The sequence below is a fragment of the Roseateles sp. genome, assembly GCF_039595295.1.
Lineage (GTDB): Bacteria > Pseudomonadota > Gammaproteobacteria > Burkholderiales > Burkholderiaceae_C > Roseateles.
This window is the reverse complement of record NZ_JBCNLU010000009.1, coordinates 90,048-109,668: the sequence shown is the minus strand read 5'-3', so window position 1 is coordinate 109,668 and position 19,621 is coordinate 90,048. Positions and strand designations below refer to the sequence as shown.

21 protein-coding genes are annotated in these 19,621 nt (G+C 66.0%); 9 read left to right on the top strand and 12 right to left on the bottom strand.

All coding sequences use genetic code 11. From position 1 onward, the window contains the following. Nucleotides 1-17: 17 nt before the first annotated feature. Nucleotides 18-791 carry an AAA family ATPase gene (locus ABDW59_RS09430; RefSeq protein WP_343629441.1) on the top strand — a complete coding sequence of 258 codons (774 nt, stop codon included), beginning with the start codon at nucleotides 18-20 and terminating at the stop codon, nucleotides 789-791. A gap of 24 nt (nucleotides 792-815) precedes the next feature. Beyond that, complete coding sequence (locus tag ABDW59_RS09425; RefSeq protein WP_343629440.1) at nucleotides 816-1,610, top strand: GNAT family N-acetyltransferase; 795 nt, start codon at nucleotides 816-818, stop codon at nucleotides 1,608-1,610. Between the two features lie 19 nt (nucleotides 1,611-1,629). Here the strand turns inward: ABDW59_RS09425 and ABDW59_RS09420 are convergent, their stop codons facing one another. Together ABDW59_RS09420 and argC are read right to left on the bottom strand one after the other, a co-directional pair. Beyond that, entirely contained in the window at nucleotides 1,630-2,079 is a 450-nt protein-coding gene (locus tag ABDW59_RS09420) for a GNAT family N-acetyltransferase (protein WP_343629439.1), read from the bottom strand. Continuing rightward, entirely contained in the window at nucleotides 2,079-3,044 is a 966-nt protein-coding gene (argC, locus tag ABDW59_RS09415; protein ID WP_343629438.1) for an N-acetyl-gamma-glutamyl-phosphate reductase, read from the bottom strand. The genes ABDW59_RS09420 and argC overlap by 1 nt, the downstream gene beginning before the upstream one ends. Before the next feature lie 79 nt (nucleotides 3,045-3,123). On the opposite strand from argC, the gene ABDW59_RS09410 reads away from it, so the two are divergent. From ABDW59_RS09410 to ABDW59_RS09390, 5 genes are all read left to right on the top strand, one after another. Continuing rightward, nucleotides 3,124-3,753, top strand: coding sequence for an alpha/beta hydrolase (locus ABDW59_RS09410; protein ID WP_343629437.1), 630 nt, complete (start codon nucleotides 3,124-3,126; stop codon nucleotides 3,751-3,753). Beyond that, entirely contained in the window at nucleotides 3,747-4,655 is a 909-nt protein-coding gene (locus ABDW59_RS09405; RefSeq protein WP_343629436.1) for a ParB/RepB/Spo0J family partition protein, read from the top strand. Before ABDW59_RS09410 ends, ABDW59_RS09405 begins: the two co-directional genes overlap by 7 nt. A 455-nt stretch (nucleotides 4,656-5,110) precedes the next feature. Further along, nucleotides 5,111-7,033: a PrkA family serine protein kinase gene (locus ABDW59_RS09400; RefSeq protein ID WP_343629435.1), complete on the top strand. Its 1,923-nt coding sequence runs from the start codon at nucleotides 5,111-5,113 to the stop codon at nucleotides 7,031-7,033. A 113-nt stretch (nucleotides 7,034-7,146) separates the two neighbouring features. Beyond that, nucleotides 7,147-8,436 (top strand): YeaH/YhbH family protein, encoded by a 1,290-nt coding sequence (locus ABDW59_RS09395; protein ID WP_343629434.1) that lies wholly within the window; start codon nucleotides 7,147-7,149, stop codon nucleotides 8,434-8,436. A 113-nt stretch (nucleotides 8,437-8,549) separates the two neighbouring features. Continuing rightward, nucleotides 8,550-10,058: a SpoVR family protein gene (locus ABDW59_RS09390; protein ID WP_343629517.1), complete on the top strand. Its 1,509-nt coding sequence runs from the start codon at nucleotides 8,550-8,552 to the stop codon at nucleotides 10,056-10,058. A gap of 21 nt (nucleotides 10,059-10,079) precedes the next feature. Here the strand turns inward: ABDW59_RS09390 and ABDW59_RS09385 are convergent, their stop codons facing one another. Continuing rightward, entirely contained in the window at nucleotides 10,080-11,447 is a 1,368-nt protein-coding gene (locus ABDW59_RS09385; RefSeq protein ID WP_343629516.1) for an FAD-linked oxidase C-terminal domain-containing protein, read from the bottom strand. Nucleotides 11,448-11,684: 237 nt separating this feature from the next. Between ABDW59_RS09385 and ABDW59_RS09380 the strand changes: the two genes are divergently transcribed. Then, nucleotides 11,685-11,996: a hypothetical protein gene (locus ABDW59_RS09380; protein ID WP_343629433.1), complete on the top strand. Its 312-nt coding sequence runs from the start codon at nucleotides 11,685-11,687 to the stop codon at nucleotides 11,994-11,996. A 68-nt stretch (nucleotides 11,997-12,064) separates the two neighbouring features. On the opposite strand, the gene ABDW59_RS09375 is transcribed toward ABDW59_RS09380, so the two are convergent. After that, nucleotides 12,065-13,048 carry a WYL domain-containing protein gene (locus ABDW59_RS09375; RefSeq protein WP_343629432.1) on the bottom strand — a complete coding sequence of 328 codons (984 nt, stop codon included), beginning with the start codon at nucleotides 13,046-13,048 and terminating at the stop codon, nucleotides 12,065-12,067. A 167-nt stretch (nucleotides 13,049-13,215) separates the two neighbouring features. Between ABDW59_RS09375 and ABDW59_RS09370 the strand changes: the two genes are divergently transcribed. Next, the gene (locus tag ABDW59_RS09370; protein WP_343629431.1) at nucleotides 13,216-14,367 is read left to right on the top strand and encodes a hypothetical protein; all 1,152 of its coding nucleotides are present in this window, start codon (nucleotides 13,216-13,218) and stop codon (nucleotides 14,365-14,367) included. A gap of 66 nt (nucleotides 14,368-14,433) precedes the next feature. Here ABDW59_RS09370 and ABDW59_RS09365 read toward each other — a convergent pair whose 3' ends face one another. The 8 genes from ABDW59_RS09365 to ABDW59_RS09330 all read right to left on the bottom strand — a co-directional run bounded on the left by ABDW59_RS09365 (nucleotide 14,434) and on the right by ABDW59_RS09330 (nucleotide 19,465). Continuing rightward, the gene (locus ABDW59_RS09365) at nucleotides 14,434-14,652 is read right to left on the bottom strand and encodes a hypothetical protein (protein ID WP_343629430.1); all 219 of its coding nucleotides are present in this window, start codon (nucleotides 14,650-14,652) and stop codon (nucleotides 14,434-14,436) included. Nucleotides 14,653-14,667: 15 nt separating this feature from the next. Further along, nucleotides 14,668-15,162, bottom strand: a complete 495-nt coding sequence (locus tag ABDW59_RS09360; protein WP_343629429.1) for a PIN domain-containing protein — start codon at nucleotides 15,160-15,162, stop codon at nucleotides 14,668-14,670. Beyond that, nucleotides 15,159-15,656 carry a hypothetical protein gene (locus ABDW59_RS09355; protein ID WP_343629428.1) on the bottom strand — a complete coding sequence of 166 codons (498 nt, stop codon included), beginning with the start codon at nucleotides 15,654-15,656 and terminating at the stop codon, nucleotides 15,159-15,161. Before ABDW59_RS09355 ends, ABDW59_RS09360 begins: the two co-directional genes overlap by 4 nt. A 3-nt stretch (nucleotides 15,657-15,659) precedes the next feature. Next, nucleotides 15,660-16,211 carry a GNAT family N-acetyltransferase gene (locus ABDW59_RS09350; RefSeq protein ID WP_343629426.1) on the bottom strand — a complete coding sequence of 184 codons (552 nt, stop codon included), beginning with the start codon at nucleotides 16,209-16,211 and terminating at the stop codon, nucleotides 15,660-15,662. Nucleotides 16,212-16,321: 110 nt separating this feature from the next. Beyond that, nucleotides 16,322-16,984, bottom strand: coding sequence for a 3'-5' exonuclease (locus ABDW59_RS09345; protein ID WP_343629425.1), 663 nt, complete (start codon nucleotides 16,982-16,984; stop codon nucleotides 16,322-16,324). Further along, nucleotides 16,981-17,295 carry a nucleotide pyrophosphohydrolase gene (locus ABDW59_RS09340; RefSeq protein WP_343629424.1) on the bottom strand — a complete coding sequence of 105 codons (315 nt, stop codon included), beginning with the start codon at nucleotides 17,293-17,295 and terminating at the stop codon, nucleotides 16,981-16,983. The genes ABDW59_RS09345 and ABDW59_RS09340 overlap by 4 nt, the downstream gene beginning before the upstream one ends. Nucleotides 17,296-17,708: 413 nt before the next feature. Further along, nucleotides 17,709-18,356, bottom strand: coding sequence for a 7-carboxy-7-deazaguanine synthase (gene queE, locus ABDW59_RS09335; protein ID WP_343629423.1), 648 nt, complete (start codon nucleotides 18,354-18,356; stop codon nucleotides 17,709-17,711). Next, nucleotides 18,353-19,465, bottom strand: a complete 1,113-nt coding sequence (locus ABDW59_RS09330) for a 6-carboxytetrahydropterin synthase (protein ID WP_343629422.1) — start codon at nucleotides 19,463-19,465, stop codon at nucleotides 18,353-18,355. Before ABDW59_RS09330 ends, queE begins: the two co-directional genes overlap by 4 nt. Nucleotides 19,466-19,621 lie beyond the last annotated feature (156 nt).

Here is a 19,621-nt window from a genome sequence, read left to right as displayed (position 1 = left end):
CAGCCTCCCGACCCTTCATGGCCAAGATCTTTTGCGTTGCGAACCAAAAAGGCGGCGTCGGCAAGACGACGACCACGGTGAATCTGGCGGCCGGCTTGGCGAAGGTCGGGCAACGCGTCCTGGTGATCGACCTGGATCCGCAGGGCAACGCGACCATGGGATCGGGCATCGACAAACGCGCGCTGACCCTCACCGTCTATGACGTGCTTTTGGAATCCTCGACCATCGCCGAGGCCCGTCAGCGCAGCGAGAAGGCCGGCTATGACGTGCTGGGCGCCAACCGCGAGTTGGCCGGCGCGGAGGTGGAATTGGTCGAGCTGGACCGTCGTGAGCAGCGCCTGAAGAGCGCCTTGGCCGCGGCGGCCGCGGACTATGACTTCGTCCTGATCGATTGCCCGCCGTCGCTGTCGATGCTCACGCTGAACGGCTTGTGCTCGGCGCACGGCGTGGTGGTGCCGATGCAGTGCGAGTACTTTGCGCTCGAGGGCCTGACCGACCTGGTCAACACCATCAAGCAGATCCACGCCAACCTGAATCCGGACCTGCAGATCATCGGCCTGCTGCGCGTCATGTTTGACCCCCGCATCACGCTGCAGCAGCAGGTGAGCGAACAGCTCAAGGCGCACTTCGGCGACAAGGTCTTCGACACCGTCATCCCACGCAACGTCCGCCTCGCCGAGGCCCCCAGCTACGGCCTGCCGGGCGTCGTCTTCGACGGCAGCTCCAAGGGGGCGCAGGCCTTCGTCGACTTCGCCAAGGAGATGGTGAAGCGCGTCGGCGCCATGCGCTGAGCGTCGACAACACGTCCCGCCTCCATGACCCCGCCGCCGCCCGAGCTGGACGCCCTCGCCCGCCGGGCGGAGCTCGCCGGACTGAACGCCGCCTCGGCGCCACGTGAAGCGCGGGTGGACGGATGGCTGCTCAGGCTCTCACCCGGCAAGGCCAAGCGCTCCCGCTGCGTGAATGCGATCGAAGGCGGCACCCTGCCCCTCGATGAGATCCTGCGCCGCTGCCGCGCCAGCTTCGATCAGGCGCAGTTGCCGCTGATGCTGCGCCTCACCCCGTTCAGCCAGCCGGCCGACCTCGACGAGCGCCTCGCCGCCATGGGCTGGACCGCCTTCGATCCGGCGGACGTGATGGTGTTGCCGTCGCTCGACGGCTTCCGCGATGAGGCGGGACTGGCGCCACTCTCCCCTGCGGAATATGCCGAGCTCATCGGCGGGCTGCGCGGGTCGAGCGCCGTCGAGATCGACGCCCACGCTCGTCGGCTTGAACAAGCCAGCGTACGGCATCAAGCTTTCAAGCTGGAGCGCGACGGCGTGCTGCTCGCCTGTGGACAGGTCGCCATCGATCCTGGACCTGATGGCAGCAGCGCGGGCGGCATCGCCGGGCTGTTCGACATCTTCACGCCGGAGGACCAGCGCGGTCAGGGCCACGGCTTCCGCTTGTGCGCCGCATTGCTGGCCGTGGCACGCCGCCAGGGCGCCGCAAACGCCTATCTGCAGGTCGGGACAGCCAACGAGGCCGCGAAGCGCTTGTACGCCCGTCTGGGCTTTCTGCAGGCCTTCCGCTACCACTTCCGCAGCGACGACCCGCGCGCCTGGGCCTGAGGCCTCTGGGCCTTCGCCGTCAGTCGCGGGGCTGCCAGACCTTCAGCAAGGTGTGCCGGGTGAAGCCGGGCACGAAGTCGTGCACATGGCTGATGCAGGCGTAGCCGAGGTGCTCGTAGAGCTCGGCGGTCTCGTCCAGCAGGGTCTCGATCAGCGCATCCACGCAGCCGCGCTTGAGCGCCATCGCCTCGATCTGACGCAGGCAGTCGCCGCCCAGCCCCTGACCCCGGCGGTCCGCATGGACCCAGAGATAGCTCACGTAGAGCCGTTGGAATTCGGTCCGGCCGAAGGCGCCGGCGATCAGCTCGCCGCCGTCGTAGAGCGCGACCGCGATGTCCCGCGCGTCGCTGCCTTGGGTTTGCTGGCGGCCGTAGGCGACGACCGCGTCGCGGATGGCGTCCAGGTCCGAAGCCGGGACCGCGTCGTCCCGACGCCAGTCCCGTGGCGCGGCCTGAGACGCCTCGCTCATCAGATGTTGTTCACATCCGGGCCGGTCAGGCCCAGCGACTCGTCGACGCCCAGGTGCACGTTCATGCTCTGGACCGCCGCGCCGCTGGCGCCCTTGCCCAGGTTGTCCAGGCGGGCCATGACCAGGATCTGCTGATCGTTGCCGAAGACGAACAGGTCGACGTTGTTGGTGTCGTTGCAAGCCTGCACGTCGAAGAAGCCGCCGGCCAGCGTGTCGGCATCGCGCAGCGGTTTCACGTGGATAAAGCGCTCGCCCTCGTAATGCGCGGCCAGCGCATCGCGAACCTGCTGCGGCGTGGTGCCGGCGCGCAGTTGGCTCAGGTGCAGCGGCACCGTCACGCCCAGGCCCTTGTAGAACTTGGCCACGATGGGCATGAACACCGGCGCGTGCTTCAGGCCGGTGTGGGCCATCATTTCCGGGATGTGCTTGTGGGCCAGGCCCAGCGCATAGGGACGCGGCGAATCCAGCTTGGTGTTACCGCCCGCCTCGTACTCCGCGATCATGGATTTGCCGCCGCCGGAGTACCCGGTGATCGACGTCGCCGTAATAAGCGCATCGGGCGACAGCAGGCCGGCATCGACCAGCGGACGCACCGCCAGGATGAAGGCGCTGGCATGGCAGCCCGGGTTGGCGATGCGCTTGGACTCGCGGATCGCGGCACGCTGGCCCTTGCTCAGCTCCGGCAGACCGAAGGCCCAGCCCGCGACCGTGCGATGCGCCGTGCTGGCGTCAATCAGGCAGGTCTTGGGATTCGTGATCATCGCGGCCGCTTCGCGGGACGCGGCGTCCGGCAGGCACAGGAAGGCGACGTCGGAGGCGTTGAGCAGGCGGGCGCGCTCGGCGGCGTCCTTGCGCTTGTCGGCGTCGATGCGCAGCACCTCGATGTCGGCGCGTTGCGCCAGATACTCATTGATGCGCAGGCCGGTCGTGCCTTCCTGCCCGTCGACATACACCGCGTACTTCATCGCCGCTCCTGCAAAATCCGCTGCCGTCGGGGACCCTTCCCCACCGGTTCCAAGAAAGCGCGAAGCATAAGGCCATCCGATGTCAACACATGCCATTCCGTCGAATGACCTCGACGCCGCCGCCCTCGCGGATCCGCCCTCCGCGGTGCCCGCGTCGCCGGTCTATCTGCTGCCCGGCTGGCTGAACTCCGACCCCGATCACTGGCAGAGCGAATGGCAGCGTCTGCACGGCGATACCCGCGTCGATCAGAACGACTGGGAATGGCCGCGCCGCGGCGATTGGATGGCGCGTCTGGACGAGGTGCTGCAGCAAGATGGGCGTCTGGTCGAGCAGCCGGCCTTGCTGGTCGCGCACAGCCTGGGCTGCCAGCTGGTGGCGGCCTGGGCCGAGCACTCGGCCCAGACGCGGCGGGTGGCCGGCGCGCTGCTGGTCGCGCCGCCCGACACCGAGCGCGACGAGACCCCGCCCCAGCTGCACAACTGGCGTCCCATCCGGCGCGGCCGCCTGCCCTTCCGTTCGATCGTGGTCGCCTCCACCGACGACCCCTTCTGCGCCCCCGAACGCGCGGCCGGCATGGCGGCGGATTGGGGCGCGGAATTCGTGCTCGCCGGCGCGCTCGGCCACATCAACACGGCCACCGGTCTGGGCGCGTGGCCGGAGGGCCGCGAGATGCTGCGGCGAATCGCGGACAATCGCGCCCCATGGTGACGAAGAAACCCAAAGGCCTGGGCATGGGTCTGGAGGCCTTGCTGGGCCCCAAAGTGAGCGACGCGCCCGCCGCGCGCGAAGGTGAACCCGGGGTGCTGCCGCTGGCGCAGATGCAGGCCGGCAAGTACCAGCCGCGCACGCGCATGGACGAGGGCTCGCTGTACGAGCTCGCGGAGAGCATCAAGGCGCAAGGGATCATGCAGCCGATCCTGGTGCGCCCGATCGCCGCGAATGGTGCGGTGCGCTACGAAATCATCGCCGGCGAGCGCCGCTTCCGCGCCGCGCGCCTGGCAGGACTGGCCGAGGTGCCGGTGCTGGTCAAGGCGGTGCCGGACGAAGCCGCCGCCGCGATGGCGCTGATCGAGAACATCCAGCGCGAGGACCTCAACGCGCTGGAAGAGGCGCAGGGCCTGAAGCGCCTGGTCGACGAGTTCGGCCTGACCCATGACCAGGCCGCGCAGGCGGTGGGCCGCTCGCGCAGCGCCGCGTCGAATCTGCTGCGTCTGCTCAATCTGGCCGAGCCGGTGCAGAACATGCTGATGGCTGGCGACATCGACATGGGCCATGCGCGCGCGCTGCTGGCCTTGGACGGCGCGCATCAGATCACCAGCGCCACCGAGATCGCCGCCAAGAAGCTCAGCGTGCGCGAGGCCGAGAAGCTCGTGCAACGTCAGCAAGGCGCGGGCCGCCAGGCCCCGCTGCTGCGCGTGAAATCGGACAAGAGCCGCGACGTGCTGCGGCTGGAGGAAGAGCTCTCCGACCTGTTGACCGCGCCGGTGGAAATCCGCGTCAAGAAGAAGACGAAACGCGGCGAGCAGGGCGAGGTCTCGATCGGATTCGGCTCGCTCGACGAGTTGAATGGCTTGCTGCAAAAGCTGCGTCGGGAGACGCCCGAGGCCTGAACGCCAAGCGCTGATCGCGCATGAGCTTGCGCGATCGGCGACCTGTTCAACGGCAGGTCCAAGACGCAGGATGGCACGCCTCATGCATGCCTGTCTCCTGCGTATTTCCCACAGGCGAGTGAAAGGGCCCGACCTGCGGGGGAGCGTCAACTGCGCCGCTTCACAGACGTTGAACAAGGGAGTACAAGGGTCATGTCTTGCCACCTCGCCGCGTGCGACGGGCGTAGCATGACTGCTTCAAGCCCGCGCCGCCGACGGGGTTGTCCATCGCGAGGACACTCACCGGCAGGGCACCCGGACCGACATTGGGTCGGCCGTTTGCTGATGACACGCTGAGCCCGGAAAGCTCTGATGACGCCTTGAGTCATGGACGTCGCCAGAACTTCCTGGACGACGCGGGGCCCGTCCTTGCACGGCCCCGCATCGCCTCCCCACGAACTACTCTGGAGGTCAGCATGGATGTGATCAGCCATTTCGCGGCACGCTACGAACGCAGCAAGGTCGAGGAACTCACGTTGGAGGAGTACCTCGAGGAGTGCAAGCGCGATCCCCTCGCCTACGCCACCGCGCCCGAGCGCATGCTCAAGGCCATCGGCGAGCCGCAGATGCTGGACACGCGCAACGACCCGCGCCTGTCGCGCATCTTCCAGAACAAAGTCATCAAGATCTATCCCGCCTTCGCCGAGTTCTTCGGCATGGAGGACGCGATCGAGCAGGTGGTCAGCTACTTCCGCCACGCCGCGCAAGGGCTGGAGGAGAAGAAGCAGATCCTGTATCTGCTGGGCCCGGTGGGCGGCGGCAAGAGCTCCATCGCGGAGCGGCTCAAGCAGTTGATGGAGCACGTCCCCTTCTATGCGCTGAAGGACAGTCCGGTGAACGAGACGCCGCTGGGGCTCTTCGATCCGGTCGAGGACGGCCCGCTGCTGGAGCGCGAGTACGGCATCCCGCGCCGCTATCTCAATCGCATCCTGAGCCCGTGGGCGGTGAAGCGGCTCGACGAATACGGCGGCGACATCCGCAAGTTCAAGGTCATCAAGCGCCTGCCCAGCATGCTCAAGCAGGTGGGCGTGGCCAAGACCGAGCCCGGCGACGAGAACAACCAGGACATCAGCTCGCTGGTGGGCAAGGTCGACATTCGCAAGCTCGAGACCTATGCACAGGACGATCCGGATGCCTACAGCTATTCCGGCGGCCTGTGCCTGGCCAACCAGGGCCTGCTGGAGTTCGTCGAGATGTTCAAGGCGCCGATCAAGGTGCTGCACCCGCTGCTGACGGCGACGCAGGAAGGCAACTTCAAGGGCACCGAGGGCTTCGGCGCGATTCCCTTCGACGGCATCGTGCTGGCGCACAGCAACGAGAGCGAGTGGAAGACCTTCCGCAACAACAAGAACAACGAGGCCTTCCTCGATCGCATCTACATCGTGAAGGTCCCGTACTGCCTGCGCGTCAGCGAAGAGGTGAAGATCTACGAGAAGCTGATCCGCAACTCCTCGCTGGCCGAGGCCGCCTGCGCGCCGGGGACGCTGAAGATGATGGCGCAGTTCGCGGTGCTCACGCGGCTGAAAGATCCGGAGAACTCCAGCGTCTTCAGCAAGATGCAGATCTATGACGGCGAGAACCTGAAGGACACCGACCCCAAGGCCAAGTCGCTGCAGGAGTACCGCGACTACGCCGGCGTCGACGAGGGCATGGCCGGCATCTCCACCCGCTTCGCCTACAAGATCCTGTCCAAGGTCTTCAACTTCGACTCGACCGAGGTCGCGGCCAATCCGGTCCACCTGATGTACGTGCTGGAGCAGCAGATCGAGCGCGAGCAGTTCCCGCAGGAGGCCGAACAGAAGTACGTCGGCTTCATCAAGGAGGTGCTGTCCCCGCGCTATGCCGAGTTCATCGGCAAGGAGATCCAGACCGCGTATCTGGAGAGCTACAGCGAGTACGGCCAGAACATCTTCGATCGCTACGTCACGTATGCCGATTACTGGATCCAGGACCAGGAGTACCGCGACACCGACACCGGCGAGGTCTTCGATCGCTCGTCGCTGAACGCGGAGCTGGAGAAGATCGAGAAGCCCGCGGGCATCAGCAATCCCAAGGACTTCCGCAACGAGATCGTGAACTTCGTGCTGCGCGCGCGCGCCAACAACGCCGGCAAGAACCCGGCGTGGACCAGCTACGAGAAGCTGCGCACGGTGATCGAGAAGAAGATGTTCTCCAACACCGAGGAACTGCTCCCGGTGATCAGCTTCAACGCCAAGGCCAGCGCCGACGAGGCCAAGAAGCACGAGAACTTCGTGCAGCGCATGGTGGACAAGGGCTACACGCCCAAGCAGGTTCGGCTGCTCTGCGAGTGGTATCTGCGCGTGAGGAAGTCGAGCTGACCGGGTGACCGGTCGGGTCCCGCGCCGGCGCCAGGCAACAGCGTCGACGCGGGGCACACGTTGGGACCAGGCCCGGCAGTCCGGGCGGACGGAACAGAACCAGCGGGGTCCACATGACCAGCCTTCAACAGATCATCGATAGACGGCTGTCGGGCAAGAACAAATCGATCGGCAATCGTGAGCGCTTCCTGCGTCGCTACCGCGACCAGATCCGGGATGCGGTGCGCCGCGCGGTGGACAAGCGTGGCATCCGGGACATGGAGCGCGGCGAAGATGTCCACATCCCCAAGCGCGATCTGAGCGAGCCCGTCTTCAGCCACGGCGACGGCGGCACGCGCGAGGTCGTGCGGCCGGGCAACACCGAGCACATCCGCGGCGATCGCGTCGCCAAGCCGCAAGGCGGCCAGGGCGGCGGCGGTGGATCGCAGGCCAGCGACTCCGGCGAGGGCGAGGACGACTTCGTCTTCCACCTCAGCAAGGAGGAGTTCATGCAGGTCTTCTTCGAGGACTTGGCGCTTCCGAACCTGGCGCGCACCACGCTCGCCGAGACGCCCGAGTACAAGACCGTGCGCGCCGGCTATGTCACCGACGGCACGCCGACGAATCTCCACGTGGTGCGCTCGATGCGCGGCGCGCTGGGGCGGCGCATCGCGCTGGGCATGGAGAAGCGGCGCGAGCTGCATGAGCTCGAGACCCGGCTGCAGACCTTGAAGCAGGAAGAAGACGGCCGGCGCCCCGAGATCCAGGCGCTGATCGCCGAGACCGAGGCCCGCATCGTGCTGCTCAAGCAGCGCCTGAACGCGATCCCCTTCCTCGATCCCATCGACCTGCGCTTCCGCAACCGGATCAAGGTGCCGCAGCCGACGACGCGGGCGGTGATGTTCTGCCTGATGGACGTGTCGGGCTCGATGGACGAGAGCCGCAAGGACCTGGCCAAGCGCTTCTTCATCCTGCTCTATCTCTTCCTGACCCGGCATTACGAGAAGATCGACGTGGTCTTCATCCGCCATCACACGCAGGCGCAGGAAGTCGACGAACAGAACTTCTTCCACGCCACCGAAACGGGCGGCACGGTGGTGTCCTCGGCGCTGGTGCTGATGGAAGAGATCATCCGCGCCCGTTACCCGGCCGGCGACTGGAACATCTACGGCGCCCAGGCCAGCGACGGCGACAACTGGCATCACGACAGCGGCCGCTGCCGCGAGCTGCTGGCCGACAAGATCCTCCCGCTGTGCCGCTATTACGCCTACGTGCAGGTGGCCGAGGCCGAGCAGAACCTGTGGGAGGAATACGCCAAGCTGCAGGACGAAGTGCGCCACTTCGCGATGCGCAAGGCGGTGGAGGTCGCGCAGATCTATCCGGTGTTTCGCGACCTGTTCAAGAAGGAAGGGGCGAGCGCATGAGCGCCGGCCCGGAGGGTGACACGATGAGCAGCCTGGAAAACCGCCGCAACGTCGGCATCGGCATCGGTCAGAACGAGTACGGGGGCCGCCGCGTGCGGGCGCCGCTCACCAAGATGCGGCCGCTGGAGAAGCGCCCCGAGCGGCCGCTGCCCTCCCCCAGCGACTGGACCTTCGAGCTGATCGAGGAGTACCACGAAGTCATCCGCGCGACCGCCGAGCGCTATGGGCTGGACACCTATCCGAATCAGCTCGAGGTCATCACCGCCGAGCAGATGATGGATGCCTACGCGTCGGTCGGCATGCCGGTGAACTATCGGCACTGGAGCTACGGGAAGGAGTTCATCTCGACGGAGCGCCATTACAAGCGCGGCCAGATGGGCCTGGCCTACGAGATCGTCATCAACTCCGATCCCTGCATCGCCTACCTGATGGAGGAGAACACGATGGCGATGCAGGCGCTGGTCATCGCGCATGCCTGCTACGGTCACAACAGCTTCTTCAAGAACAACTACCTGTTCCGGATGTGGACCGATGCCTCGTCCATCATCGATTACCTGGTCTACGCCAAGCATTACATCGCCGACTGCGAGCAGCGCTACGGACTGGACACCGTGGAGGCAACGCTCGATTCCTGCCATGCGCTGATGAACCACGGCGTGGACCGCTATCGGCGGCCGGCCAAGCTCTCGCTGGCGCAGGAGCAGGCCATGCGCAAGGAGCGCGAGGCTTATGCACAACGACAGGTCAACGACATGTGGCGCACGCTGCCGCGCCGCCCCGAAGACGAAGCCAAGGCCGAAGAACGGCGCCGCTTCCCCGACGAGCCGCAGGAGAACCTGCTGTACTTCATCGAGAAGAACGCCCCGCTGCTCGAGCCCTGGCAGCGAGAGGTCGTGCGCATCGTCCGCAAGATCGCGCAGTACTTTTATCCACAGCGCCAGACGCAGGTGATGAACGAAGGCTGGGCGACCTTCTGGCATCACAAGCTGCTCAACACCATGTACGACGACGGCTACCTGTCGGACGGGATGATGATCGAGTGGCTGAAGTCGCACACCAACGTCGTCGCGCAGCAGCCGATGGCGCAGCTCAACCCGTACGCGCTGGGCTTCGCGATGTACACCGACATCAAGCGCATCTGCGAGGCGCCCACCGCCGAGGACCGCGAGTGGTTCCCCGCGATCGCCGGCAGCGACTGGCTACCGACGCTGGATCACGCGATGCGCAACTTCAAGGACGAGAGCTTCATCGCGCAGTACCTGAGCCCCAAGCTGATGCGGGACTTCCGGCTGTTCTCCATCCTCGACGAGGAGCATCAGGCCGAGTACGAGATCTCGGCGATCCACGACGAGCAGGGTTATCAACATGTCCGCGAGGCGCTGTCACGCCAGTACGACTTGTCCACACGCGAGCCCAACATCCAGGTGTGGAACGTGAACCTGCGCGGCGACCGCTCGCTGACGCTGCGCCATCAGCAGCACCAGGACCGGCCGCTGCATGACGACGCCCAGGAGGTGCTCAAGCATGTGGCGCGGCTGTGGGGCTTCGGCGTGCAGATGGAGAGCGTCAACGCCCGCGGCGACGTGACACGCAAGTGGAGCGTGCCGGCGCCGCAGCATTGAGGCGCCGGGACGGGGGACGGGTCAGACGAAGATCTTCCCCGGATTCATGATGTCGTTCGGATCGAGCGCGCGCTTGATCGCGCGCATCTGATCGATGGCGCCCTGCCCCGCTTCCTGCACCAGGAAGTCCTGCTTGTGCAGGCCGATCCCGTGCTCGCCGGTGCAGGTCCCCTCGAGCGCGATCGCCCGGGCCACCATCTGGGCGCTCAGGCGCTCGGCGGTCTCGCGCTCCTGCGGCAGATCCGGATCGATCAGGTAGCCCATGTGGAAGTTGCCGTCGCCCACATGGCCGACGATGAAGTACGGCAGCCCGCTGGCCTCGACCTCGGCCACCGACGCATTGATGGACTCCGCCAGCCGAGAGATCGGCACGCAGGTGTCCGTCGTCACCGCGCGGCAACCCGGCTTCATCTGCAGCGCCGACAGGTAGGCGTGATGCCGAGCGGTCCACAGGCGGGTGCGGTCCTCCGGCGTGGTCGCCCATTCGAAGTCGGTACCGCCGTGCTCGGCGGCGATCTCCTGCACCAGGGCCGCCTGCTCGGCGACGCCAGCCTCGGAGCCATGGAACTCCATCAGCAGCATGGGCGCCTCGCGCAGCGTCAGCTTGTCGTGGCGATTGACGGCGCGGACCGCGTGCGCGTCCAGCAGCTCGCAGCGCGCGATGGGCACGCCCATCTGGATGATTGCGATCGTCGTGCGGACCGCCGCATCGATGCTCTCGAAGGAGCACACCGCTGCCGACACCGCCTCGGGCAGTGGATAAAGCCGCAGCGTGATCTCGCAGATCGCGCCGAGCGTGCCTTCGCTGCCGACGTACAGTCGCGTCAGGTCGTAGCCGGCGCTGCTCTTGCGCGCCCGCGACCCGGTGTGGATCACCTGTCCCTGCGGCGTCGCGACGGTCAGACCGAGCACGTTCTCCTTCATCGTCCCGTAGCGGACCGCGTTGGTCCCGCTCGCCCGCGTAGCCGACATGCCGCCGATCGAAGCATCCGCGCCCGGATCGATGGGGAAGAACAGGCCTTGATGGCGGATCTCCGCGTTCAGCTGATGGCGCGTCACGCCGGCCTGCACGGTGACGGTCAGGTCCTCGGCGTTGATGCGCAGGATCTTGTTCATCCGCGACAGGTCCAGGCTGACGCCGCCCTGCACCGCCAGCAGATGGCCCTCCAGCGAGGTTCCGGCGCCGTAGGGAATCACCGGCACGCGATGGGCGTCGGCGAGCGCCAGCACCGCGGCGACCTCTTCATTGCTCTCGGCGAAGACGACCGCCTCCGGCGGCGGTACGTCGAAAACCGATTCATCCCGGCCATGCTGCTGGCGCAGCGCCAGCGCCGTGCTGCAGCGCGCGCCGAAACGCTCCTGGAGTGTGGACAACATCGCGGCCGGCATCGGCCGCGGCGCGTAGTCCGGTTGGCCCGGGGCCGGCTGAGCCGAAGGGGCCTCGGCGGCGCTGAGATCTCGTGGCGCGTTCATCGTTGTCTCCTGATGGTCTTGTCGCCTGTGGATATCTCATCGATTCTAGGAAGCGGGATCGCCCCATTTCCTGACGGCCCCGCGCTTGCGCCGTGGCCCGCACAGTGACAGCATGATCGCTATCGCGCCTTGGCGCGTGAACAGGAGACCCTCATGTCCCACCTGTGGTTATGGGCCGTCTGGGCGGCCTTGTTGGTCCTGCTGATGATCGTCAGCCTGCGCATGGACTGGCTCAAGGTCTGGTGGATGGACCAGCTGCGTCGCATGCCCGGCGACACCGCGGCCAACGACATCGATCCCGGCTCACCCGCCGACGACGCCGCGAGCCGACCGATGCCGCATCACGCGCCACGCCCGATCGGCATTCCCCGCCCGGTCGTGCATGACGTGCATGGCCATGCCGCCACGCTGACGCATCACCATCGGCCAGCCTTCCACCGCACGGGTCGCCGGCACGGGACCTGAAGTCCCTCTCGCCGCGGCTCAGCGGTCGATGAACTTGTCCACAGGCGTGGGCGAGGACGGCGGTCGGCTCAGCGGTCGAGCGCTTCCACCGCGCTGGTGAGCCGTTTCGCGAAGGCCTCGCGCAGCGCGGGCGGCGAGACGACTTCGACCTGCCCGGCGTGCCGCAACAGGTCCATCAAGAGCTCGGTCGCGTCGACGAAGGGCAGCTCCAAGCGCCAGCGTCCATCGGCCAGCCATTCGCTGCGCTGCGACGGATGCCATTCCTCGCTCGAGACCCAGGCCGCGATGCCCGCGCCGAAGATCACCGTCGCCCATTGCGGATCGCCGCCGGCAAAGATGCCGTAGCCCTGATCCAGCTCCCCTTCCAGCTCCTTCAAGGGCAGGCTGCGCGCGGCCTGGCCGTCGAGCAACTCGGCCGCTTCCATCGCATCGAGCGCGAAACGCCGCAGCCCGTCACTGGCATGGCACCAGGCGTCCAGGTACCAGGTGTTGCGGTAATGGACCAGACGCTGTGGAGAAACCTCCCGCTCGCTGACGGAGCCACCGCCCGCGCCCCGTTTCCGATACCGCAGCTTCAGACGCCGCCGCTTCACGACGGCGCTGCCGATGGTCTCGAAATGCTCGGACGGCACGCGACGCCGGGCTGTGGATATCAGCTTGATGCGGCGCGTCATCTCCTGAGCCTCGACCTCGTCCCCGCCCAGCATGCCGGTGAGCTTGTCCAGCATCGGCTGCAGATGGCGGCTGAGCAGACCGTTCTCGTCCAGGCCGGCCATCATCTGATGCATGGTCAGCAGCGCGTGCAGCTCCTTCTCGCTGAACCAGATGCCGGGCAGCTCATGCCGCTGGCCGCGCCACTGCTGACCGAAGCGATAGCCGTTCTCCGCGGCGTCGTACTCGATGGGCGCGTCCATGCGCTCGCGCAGGTACTGCAGGTCGCGCTTGAGCGTGGCGGGCGACACCTCCAGCTGCTCGCGCATCTCGGCAAAGCTCACGCAGCCGCGGCTGCGGATCAGCATCTCGATCTTGTAGAAGCGCTCGGTGCGGTCCACGGCGGGGCCTCCTGACAGATTTGGGTCGGTCGACCACAGATTTCAGCCGACTGATGAATGGTGGCTCATTCTATGAGCCACCTGACCCAAATACTTGATCCCAAGCCTGAACCCACAGGTGCCAACGGTTGGCACCGACGGATTCGGAGGACCTCAAGGAGAGTCTCATGGTCGCTTCCCTCCACCGCCACGCCGCCGACAACGCCGCCCTGCAACTCGCCCTGCCCATGGGCGGGCAAGAGGCACTGGACGCCGAATCGCGCATCGCCCGTCGCAGCGAGCGCCTGGAGGAGCGGCTCGCCGAGCGCCGCGCCGACCGCGAGGATCAAGCGGCCTCCAGCCATGAGCGCGTGGGCTTCGAACTGGGCTGGGACTATGCGCATCACGGCATGACGCCGCCGGTGGATCAGCTCTTCCACCAGTCGCCGCTGCAGCAGGGCTGGCAGCTGGGGCGGTCAACCTTCGGTGCGCGCACGCTGAAGTCGCATCGGCACACGCAGCTGTGGCTCTCGCTGCGCCTGCACGCCTGGCAGCGCGGCCGCAGCTTCGAGACGCTGCTGGTCACGCCCAACTATCTGCAGCAACTGGATGCCAGCCACTGCCCGATCAGCCGGCTCGAACTCAACGACGACGCCGATCATCCGCAGCGCCGCTCCATCGATCGCGTCCGCGACGACGCCGGCTATGCGGCCGGCAACTTGTCGGTGATGAGCCATGCCGCCAACTTTGCGAAATCGGATCGCGGCTGGCAGCAATGCTGGGCGATGGGCCAGAGCCTGCGCCAGGGACCGATGACCATGGCCGGCGGCCTGAACGCCGAGGCCTGGGAACGCATGGCCATCCTGACGAGCTTCGTGACACCGATGGCGCATGAGCTGGCCGCGACGCTGCCGTTGCTGGTGCTGCCGTCCAACCGCATGCGGCTGCTCAATCCGGTTCAGGCGCTGCAGGCCCTCGTCACGCGTCAACTGGCCACGCCGGGCTGGAGCCAGCGTCTGACGCGCCTGGAAGCGCTGATGGCGACGCAGCAGCGCGCCGATTTTTCGCGCTTCGTTCTGGCGCTGGTACCGCGCGTGCTGCGCTGCCAGTCGCTGACCGATCCGATGGAAATCCGTTGGGCGCTTGAGGACGCTTGGCACGATCCGCTGCTGCAAAAGCGCTGGACGCGCTTCGCGATGCAGCTGACGGCGGATCAGGCGGAGCAACTCGTGCAACGCGCCGCGAGCAAGCGCCTGAGCAACGTCCATGTGCAGAGCCACGGCAGCGCCGGCACGGACGGATGGGCGCTGGAGCGTCAGGGCTTCCGCAGCGCGGCCTGAGGGGATCGAAAGAATGCGGCGTGAAGAAAGGGCCGCTCGAGGTCGACGTCGCGGCGGGGACGGACCTCAGCCGGGGATGCCGGGGTACATTTTTTCCATGCCGCCGTTCTGGTCCTGCAGAGCGACGTGATAGCCGCGTTCCTTGAACCAGTCAGCCCAGTTCTTGGCCAACTGCTTCTCCGGCAACCAGGGTCCGGTGCGGTCCTGATGAACACGATTGCCGCGGCGTTCGAAGAACACCACGCGCCACATGTTGCTGGGGATTCGGTCGTGAAAGCTGCCCATAAGAGAGCGCGGAATTTAGCAAAGCACCGCGTCTCTCCGGGAGGGGGGCAACACCTGGAACCATGCCGACATCGCACGGACCGTGCAGAGTTGCCGGGCGGCCTGGCTGCGACTGTTTGTGGACCAGTCCGAAAGCACCATGTCGTCGCTCAGCAGCACCGTCGCATCGCCTTGGAGCGCGAGCTCGACGAGCATCTGATGCGCGAGCGGTGCGCCCGTTGCGCGCGACGCCCGCGCGCTCGCCACGGGCTTCACGACTTCGACGAAAGGCAGGAAATCGGCGAGCAGCTCCTGCTGTTCCTCCTCCGACAAGCGAAGTGCCGGATAGGCCAGCGCACGCATCAGCGTCGCCGCGAGATCGGGACTGACCAATGGCCGAAGCAGCCCCTGCTGCCAGGCGCGGCGCAGACCGCGAGACTCGTCGTCCGACAGCGTCAGCGCACGCAGGATCAATGAGGGATCGATCACCGCGCGCTGCGGCACGGTGAGAGCACGCGGGCGACGGCTCATGCGGCCGGAGCGTTCTTCTGGCGAATGGATTTGGCTGGCGCCTTGCGCGTCGACTTGCTGGCGGTCTTCACCGCGCTGCTCACCCCACGCGTGGCCACGGCCTTCTTGCCGGCAGGGCCGGCAGCCGCAGACTTCGTGGCGGATTTATCCACCTGCTTGTCCACCGCCTTGCCCACACGCTTCCCCACAGAGTTATCCACAGCCGCGACGCCGGCTTTCGCCGGCGGGGTCTTGATGGGGGAGCTCTTCTTCGGCGCCGCGGCGGCTTTCTTCGCCGGCTTGCGCGCGGCGTCCAGCGCGCGCTGGATCACCTCATCGCCCAGTTCCAGTTCCGCCAGCTTGGCGCGCACGGCGTCGCCGCGCTGGATCCGCACCGGGGTGAGCAAGACCTGACCCGCCTGCAGCTGAACCTCGAAGTACTGCACCGGACCGAGCCGGTCGGTGACGCTTTTCGGAAGGGTCAGCTGGTTCTTGGACGTGAGCTTCGCCAGCACGAATCAGACCAGCGAACGCTGCATGCGCAGTTGCTCGAGCGGCTTGCCCTCGACGTCCACGGCCTTCACGCTGTCGTTTTCCGGACGGAAACCGGCCAGCTCGAAGAAACGCATCGCACGCGAGTTGTTTTTGTAGGTCCACAGGGTCACGCGGGTGCAACCCTCTTCATGCAGACCTTCCTGAGCGGCTTCGACCAGCGCCTGGCCCACGCCCTTGTCCCAATGGGACGGCGCGGCGTACATGGCCCAGATTTCACCCGTCGTCGACGGGGTGCCCTTGTCGCGCGAACGATCGAAACCGACGAAGCCCATCACCTCGTTGTCCAGATGGGCGACCAGCACTTGCGGCTCGCACATGTTGATGGCTTCACGCCAGTAGGCCTGACGCTGAGCGATGGACAGGCCATTCAGGGCAGTGTCGGGCCAGAACTCCCTGTACGCATCCTGAGCGGAAGTCACCTGGATCTGGGCGATAGCCTTGGCATCACGCAGCGTGGCCGGGCGGACTTGAATACTCGACATACCTGAGAACAAACGCAAAACGGGAAAGCGCAAGATTGTCCCAGCCAATGCGGCCGATTGGGCATCTTGACAGTAAATGATTTGCTGACCTGCTTTTGGGCGGGCCAGCTCGGAGCGGGCGGCGACACGCGCCGCGACGGCGATCAGACCAGCGAGGCCTGCAAATGACGGCGCAGATCGCGGGCGTATCCGGTCGCGGCCTTGTGCCACTGGGGACGCGCCACCGCCTGCAAACGCAGCAGCAACTCGTGTTCGACGCTCAGTTCGCCCAAAAATTCGGCAAGTTCAACACCGATGTCGCGCTGCATGCGCTGCACCAGTTGAGCGGTCGTCAAGGCATCGGCGAGCGCCCGGTGCGCCCGGCCGTTGTCCGGCAGACGGTGATAGCGCGCCAGCGTGCCGAGCTTGCAGTTGGGCGATTCCGGATACAGCCGCCGCGCGAGCTTCACCGTGCAGGCGAATTCCGGAGCGACACGCGGTGCCACATCGGCGCGGCCCAGCTCGTGCAACCAGAAACCGCGATCGAAGGCGGCGTTGTGCGCGACGAATCCGCAATCCCCTGTGAAGTCCGCGACTTCGCGCATGACCTGCGCCGCGTCGGGTGCGTTCTCGACCATCTCGTTGCTGATGCCGGTGAGCTGCTGAATCATCGGCGGGATCCAGGCGCCGCTGTTCATGAGGCTCTGGTACTGGCCGACGATCTCGCCGTCGCGCAGGAGAACGGCGGCAATCTCGGTGGCGCGGCCGCCGCCTTGGGGCGAGTGACCGGTGGTCTCGAAGTCGATGACGGCGATGGTGCGCTTCATGCGGTGGGTTCGGGGTACTTCTTCGCGTTCATCATGAGCTTGCGTTCGACCGCGAACGGGACGTCGACGCCCGCGCGGTCGGCGATCTGCAGCAGATACATCAGGACATCGGCGATCTCCTCGCCCAGATGCTGACGGGTGGGTTCGTCCAAGTGCAGCGACTCCTCGGCGGTCTGCCACTGGAAGATCTCCACAAGCTCCGCCGCCTCCACGACCAGCGCCATGGCCAGGTTTTTCGGCGTGAGGTACGGATCCCAATGCCGTGCCGCGGCGAATCGGCGCAGGCGGAGTTGCAACTCTTCGATGTCCATGGGACCGCAGTGTGCAAGCGGCGTGGCCCAGGCTCAAGCTGCGCGTGTTGCTTTCGGGTGTTGCAGCAACGCGCAGGATTTTTTTCGCGCCTCTCTTTTCAACATCAAGGTTTTATATATCTCTCTGGTCATGTTGGTAGAGGACGCCGTTTTTTGTGGACAAGTCTAAATTTCTCAACGACGACAGCGACTTGCATCCATGAAAACGCTGTGCGCGGACGGCCTTGAAACGCCGGGATGAGATGACAACAACGCACCGGTGGCTGACGCCGCTGTGGAAAAGCGGGGCCTTGTCAAAAAGTTCTCCACAGCTTTGTTGGCTTTACAGCGCGGCCCGCCTTCGCTTAGAGCCCCTGTGGCGGGGACAAGCCTGTGGACGAACGCGGCGCACGGCGCCTCGTTCCGGGCGCGCTTCAATCGATGCCGACGACCTTGTGCATCTGGATCGACAGCTTCCAGCGCGGGTGGTCCATGCAATACGCGACGGCCGCCCGGGTGTTCTGCTTTTGCAGCACCGAGTCCATGGGCTGGAGGAAGAAGTGCTCGAAGTCCAGATCCTGGAAGCGCTCAGGCATGGCCAGAGGCTGTGGATAAACCAGCTTCAGCTCGTTGCCCTTCTTCAGGACGATCTCCGCATCCGCCTTGGGGCTGACGCAGATCCAGTCCAGACCTTCAGGTGCGGATTGCGTGCCGTTGGTCTCGACCGCGATCTCGAAGCCCAGCGACTTGAGCGCGGTGATCAGCGGACCGTCCAGCTGCAGCAGCGGCTCGCCGCCGGTACAGACGACGTAAGGCGTGCCGAGCTTGCGACCGTGTCCGTCCTTGGGCCACTTCGCGTCGATGGCCTCCGCGAGCGCGTCGGCCGAGGCGAACTTGCCGCCGCCCTGCCCATCCGTCCCGACGAAATCCGTGTCGCAGAAGCTGCAGACCGCGGTGGCACGGTCTTGCTCACGACCGCTCCATAGGTTGCAGCCGGCAAAGCGGCAGAACACCGCCGCGCGGCCAGCTTGTGCGCCCTCGCCTTGCAGCGTGTAGAACATTTCCTTGACGGCGTAAGTCATACCGGGATCAGCTCCTCAATCGCGCCGTGGCTGACGATTGCCCCGCTCCCGCGGGTTTCGTACAGGTCGACGCGCTCCAGCGGCTCGAGCTGGGCCTTCGCATGCTGGAGCACCCAGGCGGCCAGGGTGGCCGTGTCGGCGTCCGGCAGACCGGCCAGCTCATGCAACGGGTGGTGGTCCATGGCCTTGAAGATCGGATCGAACAGCATCTTCACGTCGCTGAAGTCCATCGCCCAGCCGTAGACCTGGTCCAGCGGCGCGCTCAGGTGCAGGCGCAGCGTGAAGGTGTGACCGTGGATCCCGGCGAGTGGGTGACCCGCCGGCGCGCGGCCGAGCTTCACCGCGCTGTCCAGGGTGAACTCCTTCCAGATCCGATAGCGCTCGCCGTCGAAGTTGGCGCCGCTGGAGCCCGTCTCGTAGACGGTGACCCAGCTCAGCTCCGGCAGCTGCGGCTTGAGCTTGCTCCACAGCCAGGACGAAATCAGCTCGCTGGTCGGATTCGACAAGCCCTCGATGTCGTTGAGGCACTGGTAGTTGAGCAGCGCGTGAAACGGCGCCCAGAGTTCGTCGAGGTGGTCGTAATCGATGCTCAGGTCGCGTTCGCCCAGGTCCTGGTTGGCATGCAGGATCAGTTCGAAGCCGTGTCCGTGCATGCGACCGCACTTGTGGCCCATCGGGACGTTGGGCAACTGGTGTGCGGCCTGGAAGCGATAGCGACGCCAGACATGCGCGTGGCCGTTGGCGTCCAGGTCCACACCGGAGTTCGCCGTGCTCTGGATGCCGACCTGCGTGATGCCGGGGACCTTGAACTCGGTTTCGAGCCGGTTCCGGATCCAGCGGGCGATGTTTTCGTCGGTGGGCTGCGTGATGTGCTGGTTGAGCAGCGCATGGTCCAGCGGCGCGATGCAGCGTTCGAGGCAGTCTCGCAGCGCGTGGACTTCGGAGCCGGGAAACGGCGCCCAGCCTGTGGGCAACTCGGCGCGAACGGTGGCCAGATAGCTGTGGCCATGCAGTCCGCGACTGCGGTGTCCGGGCGGCAGCGCATCGATCTGGCAAGCCGACTCGAACCCCGCCGAAGCGGTGAAGAGAGGAGAGGGAGAAGCAGACATCCCGGAAGTGTGACACGCCCGCTTTTCTTATTCCTTTATGTTGAATATCTCTCTGGTCGTATTAGTAGGTGTTTGGCACTTCCTGTGGACAAGTGCCATTTTCATTTTCAATTCAAGCACTTGTGATCATCTCAACCCTGTGCGCCGGACCCCGGG

Bases quoted from the DNA above. Each gene is read 5' to 3' on its own strand.
- ABDW59_RS09385 (WP_343629516.1), bottom strand. From the start codon at position 11,447: ATGCCGGCCGCGATGTTGTCCACACTCCAGGAGCGTTTCGGCGCGCGC.
- ABDW59_RS09400 (WP_343629435.1), top strand. From the start codon at position 5,111: ATGGATGTGATCAGCCATTTCGCGGCACGCTACGAACGCAGCAAGGTC.
- ABDW59_RS09345 (WP_343629425.1), bottom strand. From the start codon at position 16,984: ATGAAGCGCACCATCGCCGTCATCGACTTCGAGACCACCGGTCACTCG.
- ABDW59_RS09390 (WP_343629517.1), top strand. From the start codon at position 8,550: ATGCGGCCGCTGGAGAAGCGCCCCGAGCGGCCGCTGCCCTCCCCCAGC.
- ABDW59_RS09410 (WP_343629437.1), top strand. From the start codon at position 3,124: ATGTCAACACATGCCATTCCGTCGAATGACCTCGACGCCGCCGCCCTC.
- argC (WP_343629438.1), bottom strand. From the start codon at position 3,044: ATGAAGTACGCGGTGTATGTCGACGGGCAGGAAGGCACGACCGGCCTG.
- ABDW59_RS09340 (WP_343629424.1), bottom strand. From the start codon at position 17,295: ATGGACATCGAAGAGTTGCAACTCCGCCTGCGCCGATTCGCCGCGGCA.
- ABDW59_RS09425 (WP_343629440.1), top strand. From the start codon at position 816: ATGACCCCGCCGCCGCCCGAGCTGGACGCCCTCGCCCGCCGGGCGGAG.
- ABDW59_RS09330 (WP_343629422.1), bottom strand. From the start codon at position 19,465: ATGTCTGCTTCTCCCTCTCCTCTCTTCACCGCTTCGGCGGGGTTCGAG.
- ABDW59_RS09370 (WP_343629431.1), top strand. From the start codon at position 13,216: ATGGTCGCTTCCCTCCACCGCCACGCCGCCGACAACGCCGCCCTGCAA.
- ABDW59_RS09360 (WP_343629429.1), bottom strand. From the start codon at position 15,162: ATGAGCCGTCGCCCGCGTGCTCTCACCGTGCCGCAGCGCGCGGTGATC.
- ABDW59_RS09405 (WP_343629436.1), top strand. From the start codon at position 3,747: ATGGTGACGAAGAAACCCAAAGGCCTGGGCATGGGTCTGGAGGCCTTG.
- ABDW59_RS09430 (WP_343629441.1), top strand. From the start codon at position 18: ATGGCCAAGATCTTTTGCGTTGCGAACCAAAAAGGCGGCGTCGGCAAG.
- ABDW59_RS09380 (WP_343629433.1), top strand. From the start codon at position 11,685: ATGTCCCACCTGTGGTTATGGGCCGTCTGGGCGGCCTTGTTGGTCCTG.
- ABDW59_RS09365 (WP_343629430.1), bottom strand. From the start codon at position 14,652: ATGGGCAGCTTTCACGACCGAATCCCCAGCAACATGTGGCGCGTGGTG.
- ABDW59_RS09395 (WP_343629434.1), top strand. From the start codon at position 7,147: ATGACCAGCCTTCAACAGATCATCGATAGACGGCTGTCGGGCAAGAAC.
- queE (WP_343629423.1), bottom strand. From the start codon at position 18,356: ATGACTTACGCCGTCAAGGAAATGTTCTACACGCTGCAAGGCGAGGGC.
- ABDW59_RS09420 (WP_343629439.1), bottom strand. From the start codon at position 2,079: ATGAGCGAGGCGTCTCAGGCCGCGCCACGGGACTGGCGTCGGGACGAC.